Origin of the sequence: Bacillus cereus, assembly GCF_002561295.1 — a bacterium.
Taxonomy (GTDB): Bacteria; Bacillota; Bacilli; order Bacillales; family Bacillaceae_G; genus Bacillus_A; species Bacillus_A cereus_S.
On sequence record NZ_NTUG01000006.1, the window covers coordinates 1 to 15283 of the forward strand.

Below are 15283 nucleotides of genomic sequence, written 5' to 3' on the forward strand. Positions count from 1 at the left end.
ATAAAAAGAGGCTGGAAGATTTATCTTCCAGCCTCTTTTTATTACGAATTACTCTCGACTCCTCGTCCAGTATCTTCTTCAGGATCTTGCAATAGGTTAAATACATCTGCTAGGCAAAATGCAATAAACCAAGTCCAAAGGCCGTGGAAGAAAGCTGAGCTTAATTGAAGTGGTAATGTATAGTTTGTCATGGAGTAGGAAATACATCCTCCGACGATTCCGATCATTGTTAATAGCATTGTTTTTTGCGCATTTTCTTCTGGATTCACAAGAAAATAAATATATCCACCTAATATTGAAGCGCTTACAAGTGATTCGATTCCATTAAAAACGATATGTTCTCCAAGCTGAATGTTTGTCCAGAAGCAAATCATGCCACCAATGACGGCAAACAGTGCAGCTACTATATAGCGTATATTTTGATTCATATGTTCATCTCCTTATGTAATAAGAGGATTTGGAAGTCAAAAGGATAGGTATAGTAAATAGAAGTTAATGTTAGTAGAAAAATAACTAAGTTAGTTGGTCACTTTGAACCAGCCCTTATACGATGTGATAGCAATTAGTTATTACGTAAACTTGCACCTGAAATATACCTGACTTCTCGTTTCTTTTTGCTTATAAAAGTAAGAGAAACCCTCAAGTCTATACATTTTTTTGTAAGTCTTACTGTATTATAACATATTTAGCTTAATAATAATAGAATTATCTGATTTTGTAATAAGTGTAAAAAAATTTAAAAGGGATATTTCATGGATTAATATTCCATTTTGTTGTACAATTATTTTGACTGAATTTTTAGTTAATTAAAAAAGGGGTGGACATGAGATGGGGACACAAAAGCAGCATATTATTGTTACACCTACGAAAAGTGTAGGGATTTCTTTAATATTAACGTTTTTGTTTGGTTCTTTTGGAATGTTGTATTCAACAATTATTGGTGCAATTATTATGATTATTATTGAGTTAATTGTCGGCATTGTAACATTTGGTATTGGACTGTTTGTTACGCATTTCATTTGTATGGTATGGGGAGCGATTGCTGCTCATAATTACAATCAAAGACTATTGAGGAGAGCCAATACATATACGTCGTAAATTAGCTAGTATAGTTTCCTTTGGCATTAGATAAAGTGAAACTTTAATCAGTGGGGGGGCTTCATCCCCCACTGATTATCGGCCCTCACCAATCGGGATAAATAAAGACGCAAGGAATTGTAGTTCCTTGCGTCTTCTTATATTCGTTTGAAACGTCCAACGATTTCAACGGTTTCTGTAATATTCATAAATGCATGATTGTCTACTTGACGAATAATGCGTTTCATTTCTCCTAATTCGTAACGGGTTACGACGGTGTAAATCATTTTTTTCTTATGGTTGGTATAGCCGCCGACAGCGTCTACCATTGTCACGCCACGTATGCCGTGATGTAGTAGGGCGCTTTTAATTTCCTCGCCTTTTTCTGTAATTGTCATGATTGTTAATTTAATGTGTTTTGTATGCACAGCATCGATTACTTTGCTGACTACAAAACGGCTAATTAATGTGTACAGTGTAATATCCCATCCGAAAATAAAGCCAGCGACAACAAGTAAGACTAGGTTGAAGCCAAAAATAATGGCACCAATCGAAATGTCTTTATATTTCGCTACAATCAATCCAACAACATCAAATCCACCAGTTGAAGAAGCGAAACGGAATATAATTCCTGATGCTGCACCGCAGATAACGCCACCAAATACAGAGGAAAGTAAAATATCATCTGATACTTGATGCACTGGGATGATGTTCATGGCAAGTGATGATACAGCCACGAAATAAGCAGTTAAAAAGGTTGTCTTCTTACCTAAGTAAAAGTGACTTAAAATAAGAAGCGGGAGGTTTAGTAAAAAGATAAGTGCACCGATATTATAATGCATTAAATAACCGATAATCATCCCCACGCCAGCAAACCCACCGCTAATCATATTATGCGGGATAAAAAACATATTCATTGAAATAGCGTACAAAAGGGAAGCTATAAAAATAACAATCAATTGTATGATAAATTCTAAATGAAATGTTCTAGCTGCTGGGAAGGATAAAAAGGCGGTGTCGGGAACGTAATCGGCGTCTCCTAATTGACCCATAGTATGTTTCATCTCCATATTCATTTTTGATTACAAGAAGAGAATAATGCTTTTTTCAAAAACTGGCAATAGTTTTATTATAATGCAAAAATTTTATAAATTTCTAACAAATTAAGGCTATTCAATTATATGCGTGAATATACTAAAGAAAGCGAATACAATGATTTTCTGTATTGTTTTTGTGAGAGAATATAAAAAATTCTTTTTTGAAAATAAAAGGAAATAGAGAACGTCTGGAGAATGTGCTAGAATGAACGTATTAAGGATGTGAAGCGATGGAATTTTTATTGCAAGATGCAATTCTATATATAACGTTTGTAACGACAGCGCTTTGTTTATTAGAAGTCTTTTTTCTCGCTAATGTTTCTCGCTTTGTACGCCAGCAAACATCAAACGGTAGACAAAGAGCTTTTGCATTAGTTGATACATGTGAAGAGCATATAGGAAATACTCCGCTTTTTTCCATCTTTTATAAATATGGAATGGTCCGGTCGGTTCGTAGACAAGAATCGAGCGGAGAGAGTGACGAGGTCGGTCCGTATACACCAATGTTTCGCTAATTAATTACGAAACATTGGAGGAATGAACATGTTAAAATCATACCGAGCTGTGCTCGTTAGTTTATCATTAGTATTTGTTTTTGTTTTATCTGGGTGTAGTAATGCAGGCCCAATTGATGCGAATAGTACTGGAATTTGGGATCATTATTTTGTATATCCAATTTCATTTATGATTCAATTTGTTGCTCATCATGTACCGGGCGCTAGTTTTGGGATTGCGATCATTATCATTACGCTTATTGTTCGATCAGCAATGATCCCATTAGCTATCTCGCAATATCGTAGTCAAATGAAAATGAAAAAAATGCAGCCTGAATTGCAGAAGCTGAAAGAAAAACATGGTGATGTAAGAAAAGATATTGAAAAACAAAAACAATACCAAAAAGAAATGTCAGAACTAATGAAAGCAGGCGGTTGGAATCCATTAGCGGGTTGCTTGCCACTTTTAATACAAATGCCCATTTTTTCGGCATTGTATTATGCAATTAGCCGAACAGAAGAGATTCGTACATCTTCATTTTTATGGGTAAACTTAGGACATGCAGATCCATATCATATTTTACCGATTCTTGCAGCGTTAACTACGTTTATTCAAATGAAAATTATGCAGTCAAATACATCGGCAGGAGAGCAAGTCCAAATGCTCAAAATACAGCAGATTATGATGCCGGCGATGATTTTATTTATGGGATTTGCCGCACCATCAGGACTTGTGTTGTACTGGGTTACAGGTAATCTATTTACAATGACGCAAATGATTGTACTTAGAAAAGTAATGGAACGTAAAGAAGTACAATTGCAAAATGCATAGATAGTAGGAAGCCGCTCTAATTGAGGAGCGGCCTTTTTCATCTTATTGGGAAACAGGAGCTAGGAGGTTCCTGTTTTTTGTCTTTATTTGTCGGTTGGTCGATATCCTTTGTCGAATCGCCGATAAAATTTCATTCACTATGTGATATAAATTCCTCCGCTGAAGCTTTCTATCACATGTATGAGGTGCATTACATGTTTTCGAAATGTATGAGGTTCTGTTATAATATAAGAGGATATATTTTTTATATGTTATATAAAAATATATGTTGATTATTTCTAAAAATTCAATATAATGAACAATAACTACAAAATTCGACATCAAGAAGTGATGATGAGGACACGATCAATTTTTTACGATTCTCAGAGAGGGAAGCCTTTGGCTGTGAGCTTCCTAATACGGAAAGATAGATTACCACCTCTGAACTGCAGCAGTGAAAGAGCAACAAGTAATTGCTTGCCGGCAAACACCGTTATCTAGACTTGAGAAATTGGTGAAGTGTGTTTTATTTTATCAATTAAACAAGGGTGGAACCACGAATATAACACTCGTCCCTTTTTTAGGGAGGAGTGTTTTTTTATTTCATTTTTGCATCACACTAGAATTGGAAGGAGGATACATAGCATGCATCATGATGAGAAAAACAAAATTGGTTTAACTGTAGCGCTATCTATCGTTGTAGGGACTATTATTGGATCTGGTGTATTTATGAAGCCAGGGAGCGTATTAGATTACTCAGGGAGTTCTAATATGGCAATCCTTGCATGGGTAATAGGGGGATTGTTAACTTTAGCTAGTGGTTTAACGGTAGCTGAAATTGGAGCGCAAATTCCGAAAAATGGTGGCTTGTATACGTATTTAGAGGAGATCTATGGAAGCTTTTGGGGATATTTATCTGGCTGGATGCAAACAATTGTGTATGGCCCAGCTATTATTGGAACATTAGGTTTATATTTTAGTTCTTTAGTAATTAACTTTTTCTATTTAGATAAATCATGGAATTTACCGATTGCCATTGGAACAGTTGTATTTCTTGGTGTTGTAAACAGCATTGGAACGAAATATGGTGGTATTGTCCAAACCGTTACGACAGTTGGAAAGATGATTCCAATCGTATTAATTGTTGTGTTAGGTTTTTGGAAAGGGAATAGTGATATCTTTAATGTAGTTGTACCAATATCGGAAAATCAAAGTATTGGGATGGCAATTTTAGCAACGTTATTTGCGTATGATGGCTGGATTTTACTTGCTTCTATCGGCGGTGAAATGAAAAATCCAACGAAGTTATTACCGAAGGCAATGACGGTAGGGATTTTAATTGTAACAGCTGCTTACGTATTAATTAATTTGGCATTATTAAACGTGTTACCAGCAACTAAGATTGTAGCTCTTGGGGAAAATGCGACAGCGACAGCGGCAGGTATGCTCCTTGGAGAACATGGCGGGAAAATCATTAGTATCGGTATTATCATTTCTATTTTTGGATGCTTAAACGGAAAGATTTTAACATTCCCACGTATTCCAATGTCAATGGCGGAAAGAGGACAACTTCCATTTTCTAAGTTTATTGCAAAAGCGCATGAGAAGTTTAAAACACCTGCGAATGCTATCACGTTTGAGATTATATTAGGGATTATTTTAATGATTATTAGTGATCCAAATAAGCTATCTGAGATTTCCGTATTTATCATTTATATTTTCTATGTAATGACATTTATCGGTGTCTTTATTTTACGAAAACGCAATGAAGGGAAAGAACGTGCATACAGTGTACCGTTATTCCCACTCGTACCAATTTTAGCGATTTTAGGGTCATTATTCGTAATTGGAAGTGCGATTATGAATGATCCATTAAGTTGCTTCTTATCAATTGGAATCGTATTTACAGGTCTTCCTGTTTATTGGTATTTAAATAAGAAAAAAGACGCTAAAGTGTAAAGAATAGGGATAATGAAAGGAGCAGGCATATAGTATGCCTGCTTTTTTGTTGTAAAAAATTTCTAGTCGCATGCAGGAGAATTTACACTTGATTACAAATGTTATTTTGGTTACTATTGTTGTAGTAACCAAAAGTGAACGAGAGAAAGTGTGGGGAAAAACGTGAATTTTCGTGTATATATTTTAGCGATTGCAGCATTCGTAGTGGGGACGGTTGAGCTAATTATTGGAGGAACGCTCGATTTAGTTGCGAATGATTTAGGTGTATCTATTAGTGCAGCGGGTCAATTGATTACAATATTCTCGGTTGTATTTGCTCTTTCAGGGCCAATTTTATTAGCGGTGACAGGGAAAATTGAGCGGAAAACATTATATATCGGGGCATTATCTATTTTCTTAATTGGTAATATCATTTCAGCATTCAGTTTGAATTATGGGATGCTTATGTTCTCAAGGGTCATTTGTGCAGCAAGTGGATCTTTAATTATTGCATTGTCGGTGACATTAGCTTCTAGTGTTGTAGAGCCGCATTTCCGTGCGCGTGCAATCGGAATTATTTTTATGGGGATTAGTGGGTCACTCGTACTTGGTGTACCATTAGGTCTTGTACTTGGAAATGCATACGGATGGCGTGCACCATTTGTTTTAATTTCGGTATTAACAGTTATCGCAATTGCTAGTATTTCTTTATTCTTAACAAAAGTTCCACCGGTAGCTATATTATCGATTAGAGAACAAATTGCTACTTTGAAGGATAAAAAGATCGTGAGTGCACAGTTAACATCATTCTTATTTTTAACAGGGCATTTAACGCTATATGCATATTTAACACCTTTTTTAAAAGATGTGATGCATGTGGAGGCAAACTGGATTAGTGTATTTTACTTTATTTTCGGTATTGCAGCAGTAATCGGCGGAGGATTTGGTGGTTGGCTTGCAGACAAGTGGGGATCTAAGAAAAGTATTATCTCTATTATTATCGTTTTTGCATGTGCTATCTTTATCTTACCGATGATGACATTCTCATTCCCGCTATTCATCATTATGATGGGACTTTGGAGCATGTTAAGCTGGGCAATTTCACCAGCTCAGCAAAATTATTTAATTGAAATTGCACCGGAATCAGCTGGTATTCAGCAAAGTTTAAATAACTCAGCGCTTCACTTAGGTATTGCACTTGGTTCAACAGTGGGCGGAGCTGTTATTGAACAATCGTCTGTTATATATAACGCTTGGGTAGGCGGATGTTTTGTGATTTTAGCATTACTTTGTGCAATCTTCTCAATTACGCGCGGACAATCTACTCATGTGGCAAAGAAGGAATCTATCGTTTGATAGGTTCTTTTTTGCTTGTAAATAAGGAAGGTATTGTTATATAAAAAGAGGAATATTGTAATGAAAAGATAAAGGGGGGGTTTGATGGTGGAATATAATATTGTGGGGATGTTTTTTGCATTAATTCCCGTACTGCTCGTTGTATTCGTTTTTAGGTGGATTCGGCTCATGTATTTGAATTCTGAAGAACAGCTGAAACAAAATGAAAAGATAATTAGATTGTTAGAGGAGATAAAGGAGAAAAATGAAAAATAGCAAAGGAAGAGCCTTTGCTATTTTTAATATCGTAATTTCATTAAAATGCTTCGTATTTCCTCATCATTCATAAAGAGGTCGTGATGTTTCTGCGTGATTTTTGCGAGTGCTACATCGTGATAAAAGAACTCGGTAAAGAATTTTACGAACGGCTGAGACATCGTTTTCATCGCTTGCCAAGATTCTTGTTCTACTCCAGCGAATAAAATTTCTCGATCATCCACAATTAGAAGTAAGTAACGTTCTAGTGCGTTAGGTTCTTCTGTTGGAATAAGAAAGTGAACGTTATTTAATTCTGTCTCCACATTCCCGACTACGAGTGCTTCAATAGTAAGGCCTTGCTTTGCCTTTTCTTCAAGTAAAGGAAGGTACTCTAGAAATGTATCGTTCCAAGCGGAAATACGGATAGATTGTTTTGCCTCTTCTACTAACTGCTTACTTTGTACTTGAATAGAAGATTGCATTTTTAAACTCCAAACACGGTCATCTGTGAAGGATCTTTTTGAAATGTTTGTTTGGAGTTCTTTAATATTCGATTGAAATTCTGTCGTTAGCTTTTGAATGGCAAGGTCCAGTGGCAGGGCGGTGTATAATTTCTTCTTTTCTGAGACAGAATCCATGACCATTCCTTTATCAATGAGTCTCGTTAATACTTCATATATTTTAGCTTTTGGAACACCTGAATGTTTCACGATTGTTGTTGCATCTAGCGGCTCATCGCTTGAAACTACAACTTCATAAGCTTGGCTTTCATATTGTGAGAAACCGAATTTTTGTAACATAGTGCCTCCCGAACAAATTAGATTATACATTAAGAATAAAGAAGTATATGTATTTACACAAGTACTTCACTTTTTTATAAGAAAAAACAAAGAATAGAGTCAGTTGAACTCTATTCTTTATTAGCGTGTTTAGCTATGAATCGCTTTGAACATGAGGCTACCATTACTTTCGGTAACAGTTAATGTGCCGTTAATTGCTCGAGTTGAGAATTGTTTTGTTTGAAAATAATCTTTCGAACCAAGTGTTTCTAATATTGTATTTATAGCTTGCTCGCTTAGAGATGGATCAAGAGTTTTAATGACAGTTCTTATTGTAGAATAGAAGGCATCAATGTCTTCTTTAGATGTACCTGACCCAGCGATTGCAACAGCAGCGATACCACCGGTTGCTTTATAGATGGAAACACCGAAACCGAATTTCGTAGTAAAGATGCCGTTATATGTTGTGATTTGTGAGGATTCAGTGAAGAACTTAATATTGCTAAGGGTAATGCCATTTGGGGTTCCGGTAGCATTGATTGCATTTACAAACTTTTGCATGACTTGAGCTGTATCCACAGGATTAGGTGGCGGAGTTGGATTAGGTGGTGGAGTTGGGCTAGGTGGCGGGTCTGGGGTTGGGGTCGGGGCTGGTGGCGGAGCTGGCTTTGGATCAGGTTTAGGATCTGTTTTTTCTACTGGTTTTGGGTCTTTCTGAAATAGGTCACACGCTGTTGCACCAAACAGGAAAGACATAGCTAATAAAGTGAGAAAGAATTTTTTCATGATGCACTTCCTTTCAAAGAAGATGGGAAAGCAATGGATTCCTAAAAAGGATAACATCAATATATGCACAATAGATTGGTGTTGATTATCATGAACAAGCTATTTTAAAAAAATAAATTTTAAGTATCGTTATCGTTAGTAAAGTAGGGAAGAGTTTTGTACAATAGAAATGAAGCAAATATAGGAGGGAAATGATCATGGCAATTGTTGATGTATCGATTATTCCAGTTGGAACAGGTAATCCAAGTGTAAGTGAATATGTAGCAGAAGTACAAAAAGTGTTAGAGAAAAATGCAGATCGCGTGAAGTATCAATTAACACCGATGAATACAGTAATTGAAGGAGATCTTCCTGTATTACTTGAAGTAATTCAACAAATGCATGAAGTACCGTATACAAAAGGTGCGAAGCGTGTAGCGACAACAATTCGTATTGATGATCGTCGTGACAAAGAAAGCACAATGGAGAAAAAACTAAATTCTGTTCGATCAAAATTATAAGAAAAAGCAGCGATTTTTTTCGCTGCTTTTTTATGTGGATAAATAAGGAAGTGTGTGTGCAATCATGATACACTTTTTATAAGTATGAGAAGGAGGAAGTAAGAATGAGTGATAAGTTTAACGAGCAGTTTGATGGCTTACTTGAAAAGTATACAGAATTATTGTTAGGGGAAAGCAGTGAAGAGCGAAAAGAACAAGTACAAAAGTGGGCGCTATACTCTTATATTGCCAAGACGATGCCAGCTTTAGTAAAGCATTGGAATGAGACGTATCCAGATGCAAAAGAAGAGATGGTGAACTTAATCGGTGATATTAAAAGATTGAATGAAGAACATCGAAATCCCAAATAAGAATTAGAAATCATTTTGTAACTGTCGCATAAAAAGCTTGAGGAAAAATAGTCCTCAAGCTTTACATTTTATTACTACTATTCCACTAAATGAGTCAATAACGTGCAACAAAATACGTGTCTATAAAGGTATTAATTTATGTTGTAGAAGCTATTTCTAAACGCCAATCATTGCATCGCATGATACTTCCTGGTGGATATTCAAAATCGCACTCATTAATAAATAAGAAGCCGAGTTTTTGGCAAATAGCGTTTGAAGCAGGATTACTGATGGAGGGAAAGGCATGAATGAATCTGTGTTTTTGTTCCATTTTAGCATGAGCGATAGCTTGTTCAATGGCTTTTGTTGCAATTCCTCTACCTTGGAATGATGGTAGGACACTCCATCCAATTTCATACACAGTTTCTTCTTGCCAGTAGTTGTCCCAATAGCCAACACTACCAACAATTTCGAGTTGCGGGAGTAGGAGGATACTAAACATACGTCCGATTCCCAATCTACTAATCTTAAGGTATCGTTCGTGACGGGCAAGGAGTTGTTCTTCGGTTTCAGGCCCTCCTAGGTATTCTAACATCTCAGGTGTATTCATAAGACGAAGTAAAGTAAGGTTGGCTTCGTTCCAAGGGTTAATCCGAACTTGTTGTGCACTCATTCTTTCTGTCATGTTTCACACTCCAAATTATAAATTTCCATCCCGACAAAATTGTATGTGCTATGCAAGGGAGTACCTTTAAATGAAACTGGAATCTTATGTTTGTACACTCTTTCTATGCTTATTTCAACAGAAATCTTCTCTTACCTTTTCCACTACTTAATTTTTATAGAGGGGAATTCAGTACATTCAAGGTCCTATATTTGTATTTATTTTCAGTTATATTAATATCTTTATATAATTTGTAGGGAAGGTAAAAGGTGTGACGAGCCATGTCGAATTTTTATTTTGAACCTAGTTAGTCGCTTGTTTTTCTAGTTTCTTTTTAAATGTCGAAAAATTTTTTTGAATATTTAAAAGCGACATGATAGGCTTTTAAACATTTTTATAGTATTTTATAAATTATCTAAATAATTACTTGTATCAAATAATTTTAAACAGTGATATAATTTTGAAGAGGGGTAAAAAACAGACAAAGTACAGTCATAGGGGTGAATTACATGGAACAATTAATGCGAAATTCGTTTCTTTTCTTGTCAAAAAATAAAGCGCTAACAAAACTAGCTAAGAAATATGGTTTACGCTTTGGTGCAGGGCGCTTTGTCGCAGGGGAGACAATTGATTTAGCTTCTGCAGCTATTAAACAATTAAACAAGCAAGGTCTTTGCGTGACAATCGATTATTTAGGAGAGTTTGTGGATAATGAAGCAGAAGCAAACGAAATGGCGAATCAATCGATTGAAGCAATTCGTGCAATTGGACGCGAAAAACTGAATTCACAGCTTTCTTTAAAAATGACTTCTATGGGGTTAGACATCTCAGATGATATCGTAATGAATAACATGCGCCGCATTTTAGAAGCTGCAAAAGAAAACGGTGTGTTCGTTACGATTGATATGGAAGATTATACGCGATGCGGAAAAACAATCGAGATCTTTAAGCAATTAAAGTCTGAATACGATAATATCGGTACCGTTATTCAAGCTTACCTATATCGTACAGAAAAAGATATCGAGGATTTAAATGCATATAGCCCTAACTTACGTCTTGTAAAAGGTGCTTATAAAGAACCAGAAGAAGTTGCGTTCCCGGACAAGAAAGATGTAGATGATAATTATAAAAAAATTATTAAAATGCACTTATTAAATGGAAATTATACTGCTATTGCTTCACATGATGAGGCAATTATTGAATATACGAAGAAACTTGCCGAAGAACATAACATTTCACGTGATCAATTTGAATTCCAAATGCTATATGGTATTCGTACAGAACGTCAACTTGAGCTTGTAAAAGAAGGCTACAAAATGCGTGTTTACGTACCGTATGGAAATGACTGGTACGGCTATTTCATGCGCCGCCTAGCAGAACGCCCAGCAAACGTTGCGTTCGTTTTAAAAGGAATGATTAAAAAATAACCAAGGAGAAATATACTCCTTGGTTATTTTAGTTGCTCGAATGCATAATGTGCCATCTTTTGCGTATCTGGATATAACTGATTACGAGTAGAAGAAAGTACAACGTTAATAACCCGTTTACCATTCATTTCGTTAACTGTTACGACTGTGTAGTTTCCTAAAGCGGATAAACCGCTTTTACTTCCAATTGCATATGGATCATCATAAAGCTCTTCACGACCGTAGTTTGCGATTTTTGGTGACCGCATTGAAGTGTGTAATGTTGTGCGTGTTGTGTTCATATAATCTAGCACAATGGGATACTTTAAGGCTTCTTTCGTAATAATCGCGATGTCGTAAGGGGATACTTTATTTCCTAATGCGTCAGCCCCGCTTGCATTTTTAAACGTTGCATGCTTTGTTCCAAGTTCTTTTGCTCTTGCATTCATCATTTTTATAAACGCTTCTTTTGACCCCGCAATATGTTCCGCAATGGATTCAGAGACTGGATCAGCGCTAATGATGAGCATTAGTTTTAATGCTTCATCTCTCTTTAATTTTTCGCCAGCGCGAAGTTTAATTTTCTTACTTTGGCTCTCTGTTTTTATTGCGTTTTCTGTAATGGTAATTTCCTCATCTTTTTTCACATTTTCTAATAATAGAAGAGTTGTCATCATTTTGGCTATACTTGCAGGATACGAGCGTTCTTGTTCACGTTTTCCATATAGAATTTCGCCTGTATCTGCATCAATGGTAATCGCGTATTTTCCCGTGATAGCAGGTTGATTAACTCTTACATCTTTTTGCCTTTTGGCATAGGAGAAGAAGATCATACTTGTAAAAAGTGTAGCAATTACCACAATCATGACTATTGTTCGTTTCATTATTTAGTCCCTCTTTTACTTATGTATACAAATAAATTGGGCAGAGAAGTAGCCCAATACTCATTATGCCACGTTCTCTGCCCAAAAATATAGCGGAAGTTCAAAAAGTCCGGTAAAGATAGCTATCGCACGTATAGCGTTATTTTTCACCCATGTTATGCTTTTTGTATTGCTGGTTGTTACCTTGACGGCCTTTTTCGATGCCGCGATCAGTAGGTCCTGCATTTCCTGTTACACTTGCAGCGCTAACACCTGCTTTTGAAGGGTTTTTCTTAAGTTTCGCCATATAGATTCCTCCGTTTTCGTCAAATTCTAAAAAAGGAAAAAGCGTATTTTATCGCGAAAATACACATTTATAGGATAACCGAATAAGAGAAAAGTATTTATTTCAGAAAATTTTATCAATAAATATATTGCGAAAATTTAAACTATATCATATATTTATTAGTAGAGGCTCACTCATTGATTGCGACTTATGTCGAAAAATTGAATGAGCATTCATTCAAGAATAGGGGGAGAAATGAATGTTCCAAATTAAAAAGGCTGCTGTTCTCGGTTCTGGCGTAATGGGCTCAGGGATTGCTGCACATTTAGCCAATATCGGTATACCAACATTACTGCTTGATATTGTGCCACAGGCGCTTACAAAAGAAGAAGAAGCGAAGGGGCTTACATTAGAACATAAAAGTGTGAGAAATCGTTTTAGTAACGGGGCACTGCAAAAATTAGTAAAGCAAAAGCCAGCTCCTCTTACGGTGAAAGGTAATTTAGCGTTAATTGAAGCAGGAAATTTAGAAGATGACCTTGAGCGTCTTGCTGATGTAGATTGGATTATTGAGGTTGTCGTTGAAAACTTAGATATTAAAAAGAAACTATTTGAAAAAGTAGATGCTGTTCGTAAACCTGGCTCGATTGTGAGCTCAAATACATCAGGTATTTCCGTTGAAAAAATGGCAGAAGGTCGTTCAGAGGACTTTCAAAAGCATTTCTTAGGAACACACTTTTTTAACCCACCACGTTATTTAAAACTTCTAGAGATTATACCGACAAAAGAAACAGATCCACAAGTGTTAAACTTCATGAAATTATTTGGCGAAGACGTTCTTGGAAAAGGCGTTGTTATCGCAAAAGATACACCTAACTTTATTGGAAACCGCATCGGTACGTACGGATTACTTGTAACATTGCAAGAAATGATTAAGCGCGGTTATAGCGTTGGGGAAGTTGATTCTGTAACAGGCCCATTAATTGGTCGTCCAAAGAGTGCAACGTTCCGCACGTTAGATGTTGTTGGTTTAGATACATTCGTTCATGTTGCGAACAATGTATATGAAAATGTGCAAGAAGAAGAGCGCGACGTATTTAAAGTACCAGCTTTCATGCATGACATGTTAGATAAAAAATGGCTTGGAAGTAAAACAGGCCAGGGGTTCTTCTTAAAACAAGGAAAAGAAATTTTAGAGTTAAATCCTGAAACGATGGAATACGAAGCACGTAAAAAATTAAAAGCTGCTTCCGTAGAGTTAAGTAAACAGGAAAAAGGATTAGCGAATAAATTGAAAGCGCTTGTATACGCGAAAGATCGTGCAGGAGAGCTTTTATGGAACATTATTACGCCAACTTTGTTATATTCTGCAAAGCTTCATAAAGAAATCGCAGATGATATTGTGGCAATTGACCAGGCGATGAAATGGGGATTTGGCTGGGAGCAAGGACCGTTTGAAATTTGGGATGCAATTGGCGTAGAAAAATCCGTTCAAAAGATGGAGGAGAGCGGAAAAGCGGTTCCAGTGTGGATAAAAGACATGTTAGAGAAAGGATTTAGTACTTTCTATAAGCAAGATAACGGTGAGAGCTATTACTACGATAACGGCGAATACAAATTGATTGAACGCAATAAAAAGGCCATTTCTCTTAAACAATTAAAAGAGAAAAATGGTGTATTAAAGAAAAATAGCGGAGCAAGCTTAATCGATTTAGGCGATGGCATTCTTTGCTTAGAATTCCATTCGAAGAGCAATGCAATCGGTATGGATATTACGCAAATGATTAATTACGCTGTTGATGAAGTAGAAAAGAATTATAAAGGGCTTGTTATCGGAAACCAGTCTAAGAACTTCTGCGTTGGTGCAAACCTTGCGATGATCTTAATGGAAGCGCAAGATGACAACTACTTTGAAATTGAGTGGGTTGTGAAGAACTTCCAAGATGCGATGACAAAAATTAAGTACAGCTCTAAGCCAGTCGTTGCAGCACCATATGGCATGACGCTTGGCGGTGGTACAGAGGTATGTTTACCAGCAGCAAGCATTCAAGCTTCTAGCGAAACGTACATGGGATTAGTAGAAGTTGGCGTTGGTTTAATCCCTGGCGGTGGCGGTAACAAGGAGTTATACATTAAACATTTAAATAAAATGGCAAACGGTGTAGAGTTTGACCTACAAAAAGTTGCGAATAAAGTGTTTGAATCAGTTGCGATGGCAAAAGTATCTACATCTGCACAAGAAGCAGTTTCTCATAACTTCTTAGGCGATAAAGACGGTATTAGTGTAAATGGGGATCACTTATTATACGATGCAAAACAAAAAGCACTTGCATTATATGAAGCGGGCTATAAAGCGCCGATTCGTAAAAAGATACCGGTTGTTGGTGAAACAGGATATGCAACGCTTGTCCTTGGGGCTGAAGCAATGCACTTATCTGGTTACATTTCCGAGTATGATCTACACATTGCGAAAAAGCTCGCATACGTCATTGCGGGCGGAAAAGTGCCGTACGGAACAGAAGTTGATGAGCAGTATTTATTAGATGTAGAGCGCGAAGCATTTATTAGCTTAGTAAGTGAGATGAAATCACAAGCAAGAATGCAGCACATGCTTGTAAAAGGAAAGCCATTACGTAACTAATAACGAGGGGAGATTATCG

General features: G+C 36.5%; 17 protein-coding genes and 1 other annotated feature. Of the genes, 10 read left to right on the forward strand and 7 right to left on the reverse strand.

What is annotated here, in order from left to right; translation table 11 throughout:
* Positions 1 to 41: 41 nt before the first annotated feature.
* Complete coding sequence (locus CN373_RS06055) at positions 42 to 428, reverse strand: DUF3938 domain-containing protein (RefSeq protein ID WP_001073095.1); 387 nt, start codon at positions 426 to 428, stop codon at positions 42 to 44.
* A gap of 400 nt (positions 429 to 828) precedes the next feature.
* On the opposite strand from CN373_RS06055, the gene CN373_RS06060 reads away from it, so the two are divergent.
* Positions 829 to 1098, forward strand: a complete 270-nt coding sequence (locus tag CN373_RS06060; RefSeq protein WP_000537209.1) for a hypothetical protein — start codon at positions 829 to 831, stop codon at positions 1096 to 1098.
* A gap of 137 nt (positions 1099 to 1235) precedes the next feature.
* Here CN373_RS06060 and CN373_RS06065 read toward each other — a convergent pair whose 3' ends face one another.
* Entirely contained in the window at positions 1236 to 2129 is an 894-nt protein-coding gene (locus CN373_RS06065) for a YitT family protein (RefSeq protein WP_000530047.1), read from the reverse strand.
* A 275-nt stretch (positions 2130 to 2404) separates the two neighbouring features.
* Between CN373_RS06065 and CN373_RS06075 the strand changes: the two genes are divergently transcribed.
* The 5 genes from CN373_RS06075 to CN373_RS25490 all read left to right on the forward strand — a co-directional run bounded on the left by CN373_RS06075 (position 2405) and on the right by CN373_RS25490 (position 7028).
* Positions 2405 to 2689 carry a hypothetical protein gene (locus tag CN373_RS06075; protein ID WP_000394941.1) on the forward strand — a complete coding sequence of 95 codons (285 nt, stop codon included), beginning with the start codon at positions 2405 to 2407 and terminating at the stop codon, positions 2687 to 2689.
* 28 nt (positions 2690 to 2717) lie between these two features.
* The gene (locus tag CN373_RS06080) at positions 2718 to 3500 is read left to right on the forward strand and encodes a membrane protein insertase YidC (protein ID WP_000920547.1); all 783 of its coding nucleotides are present in this window, start codon (positions 2718 to 2720) and stop codon (positions 3498 to 3500) included.
* A 321-nt stretch (positions 3501 to 3821) separates the two neighbouring features.
* Positions 3822 to 4059, forward strand: a binding site (T-box leader).
* 65 nt (positions 4060 to 4124) lie between these two features.
* A complete protein-coding gene (locus CN373_RS06085) occupies positions 4125 to 5438 on the forward strand; it encodes an APC family permease (RefSeq protein WP_000546335.1) in 1314 nt (437 codons plus the stop codon).
* 162 nt (positions 5439 to 5600) lie between these two features.
* Positions 5601 to 6773 (forward strand): MFS transporter, encoded by a 1173-nt coding sequence (locus CN373_RS06090; protein ID WP_001011522.1) that lies wholly within the window; start codon positions 5601 to 5603, stop codon positions 6771 to 6773.
* An 84-nt stretch (positions 6774 to 6857) separates the two neighbouring features.
* Positions 6858 to 7028: a hypothetical protein gene (locus tag CN373_RS25490; protein ID WP_165770722.1), complete on the forward strand. Its 171-nt coding sequence runs from the start codon at positions 6858 to 6860 to the stop codon at positions 7026 to 7028.
* 23 nt (positions 7029 to 7051) lie between these two features.
* Here the strand turns inward: CN373_RS25490 and CN373_RS06100 are convergent, their stop codons facing one another.
* Together CN373_RS06100 and CN373_RS06105 are read right to left on the reverse strand one after the other, a co-directional pair.
* The gene (locus tag CN373_RS06100; RefSeq protein WP_000939465.1) at positions 7052 to 7810 is read right to left on the reverse strand and encodes a TrmB family transcriptional regulator; all 759 of its coding nucleotides are present in this window, start codon (positions 7808 to 7810) and stop codon (positions 7052 to 7054) included.
* 129 nt (positions 7811 to 7939) lie between these two features.
* Positions 7940 to 8575, reverse strand: a complete 636-nt coding sequence (locus CN373_RS06105; RefSeq protein WP_098358963.1) for an adhesin — start codon at positions 8573 to 8575, stop codon at positions 7940 to 7942.
* Positions 8576 to 8772: 197 nt separating this feature from the next.
* Between CN373_RS06105 and CN373_RS06110 the strand changes: the two genes are divergently transcribed.
* Together CN373_RS06110 and CN373_RS06115 are read left to right on the forward strand one after the other, a co-directional pair.
* Entirely contained in the window at positions 8773 to 9075 is a 303-nt protein-coding gene (locus CN373_RS06110; protein ID WP_001018864.1) for an MTH1187 family thiamine-binding protein, read from the forward strand.
* Between the two features lie 104 nt (positions 9076 to 9179).
* Complete coding sequence (locus CN373_RS06115; protein WP_001280685.1) at positions 9180 to 9425, forward strand: YusU family protein; 246 nt, start codon at positions 9180 to 9182, stop codon at positions 9423 to 9425.
* Between the two features lie 136 nt (positions 9426 to 9561).
* Here CN373_RS06115 and CN373_RS06120 read toward each other — a convergent pair whose 3' ends face one another.
* Positions 9562 to 10089: a GNAT family N-acetyltransferase gene (locus CN373_RS06120; protein ID WP_000140152.1), complete on the reverse strand. Its 528-nt coding sequence runs from the start codon at positions 10087 to 10089 to the stop codon at positions 9562 to 9564.
* A 488-nt stretch (positions 10090 to 10577) separates the two neighbouring features.
* On the opposite strand from CN373_RS06120, the gene CN373_RS06125 reads away from it, so the two are divergent.
* Positions 10578 to 11495 carry a proline dehydrogenase family protein gene (locus tag CN373_RS06125; RefSeq protein WP_000436764.1) on the forward strand — a complete coding sequence of 306 codons (918 nt, stop codon included), beginning with the start codon at positions 10578 to 10580 and terminating at the stop codon, positions 11493 to 11495.
* Positions 11496 to 11518: 23 nt separating this feature from the next.
* Here the strand turns inward: CN373_RS06125 and CN373_RS06130 are convergent, their stop codons facing one another.
* Positions 11519 to 12358, reverse strand: coding sequence for a D-alanyl-D-alanine carboxypeptidase family protein (locus CN373_RS06130; RefSeq protein ID WP_098358964.1), 840 nt, complete (start codon positions 12356 to 12358; stop codon positions 11519 to 11521).
* A gap of 139 nt (positions 12359 to 12497) precedes the next feature.
* The gene (locus CN373_RS06135; protein WP_001096350.1) at positions 12498 to 12644 is read right to left on the reverse strand and encodes a YuzL family protein; all 147 of its coding nucleotides are present in this window, start codon (positions 12642 to 12644) and stop codon (positions 12498 to 12500) included.
* A gap of 238 nt (positions 12645 to 12882) precedes the next feature.
* Between CN373_RS06135 and CN373_RS06140 the strand changes: the two genes are divergently transcribed.
* A complete protein-coding gene (locus tag CN373_RS06140; protein ID WP_000486398.1) occupies positions 12883 to 15264 on the forward strand; it encodes a 3-hydroxyacyl-CoA dehydrogenase/enoyl-CoA hydratase family protein in 2382 nt (793 codons plus the stop codon).
* The last annotated feature ends 19 nt before the right edge of the window (positions 15265 to 15283 follow it).

Bases quoted from the DNA above. Each gene is read 5' to 3' on its own strand.
- CN373_RS06100 (WP_000939465.1), bottom strand. From the start codon at position 7,810: ATGTTACAAAAATTCGGTTTCTCACAATATGAAAGCCAAGCTTATGAA.
- CN373_RS06080 (WP_000920547.1), top strand. From the start codon at position 2,718: ATGTTAAAATCATACCGAGCTGTGCTCGTTAGTTTATCATTAGTATTT.
- CN373_RS06105 (WP_098358963.1), bottom strand. From the start codon at position 8,575: ATGAAAAAATTCTTTCTCACTTTATTAGCTATGTCTTTCCTGTTTGGT.
- CN373_RS06085 (WP_000546335.1), top strand. From the start codon at position 4,125: ATGCATCATGATGAGAAAAACAAAATTGGTTTAACTGTAGCGCTATCT.
- CN373_RS06065 (WP_000530047.1), bottom strand. From the start codon at position 2,129: ATGGGTCAATTAGGAGACGCCGATTACGTTCCCGACACCGCCTTTTTA.
- CN373_RS06130 (WP_098358964.1), bottom strand. From the start codon at position 12,358: ATGAAACGAACAATAGTCATGATTGTGGTAATTGCTACACTTTTTACA.
- CN373_RS06140 (WP_000486398.1), top strand. From the start codon at position 12,883: ATGTTCCAAATTAAAAAGGCTGCTGTTCTCGGTTCTGGCGTAATGGGC.
- CN373_RS25490 (WP_165770722.1), top strand. From the start codon at position 6,858: ATGGTGGAATATAATATTGTGGGGATGTTTTTTGCATTAATTCCCGTA.
- CN373_RS06055 (WP_001073095.1), bottom strand. From the start codon at position 428: ATGAATCAAAATATACGCTATATAGTAGCTGCACTGTTTGCCGTCATT.
- CN373_RS06075 (WP_000394941.1), top strand. From the start codon at position 2,405: ATGGAATTTTTATTGCAAGATGCAATTCTATATATAACGTTTGTAACG.
- CN373_RS06120 (WP_000140152.1), bottom strand. From the start codon at position 10,089: ATGACAGAAAGAATGAGTGCACAACAAGTTCGGATTAACCCTTGGAAC.
- CN373_RS06110 (WP_001018864.1), top strand. From the start codon at position 8,773: ATGGCAATTGTTGATGTATCGATTATTCCAGTTGGAACAGGTAATCCA.
- CN373_RS06060 (WP_000537209.1), top strand. From the start codon at position 829: ATGGGGACACAAAAGCAGCATATTATTGTTACACCTACGAAAAGTGTA.
- CN373_RS06125 (WP_000436764.1), top strand. From the start codon at position 10,578: ATGGAACAATTAATGCGAAATTCGTTTCTTTTCTTGTCAAAAAATAAA.
- CN373_RS06135 (WP_001096350.1), bottom strand. From the start codon at position 12,644: ATGGCGAAACTTAAGAAAAACCCTTCAAAAGCAGGTGTTAGCGCTGCA.
- CN373_RS06115 (WP_001280685.1), top strand. From the start codon at position 9,180: ATGAGTGATAAGTTTAACGAGCAGTTTGATGGCTTACTTGAAAAGTAT.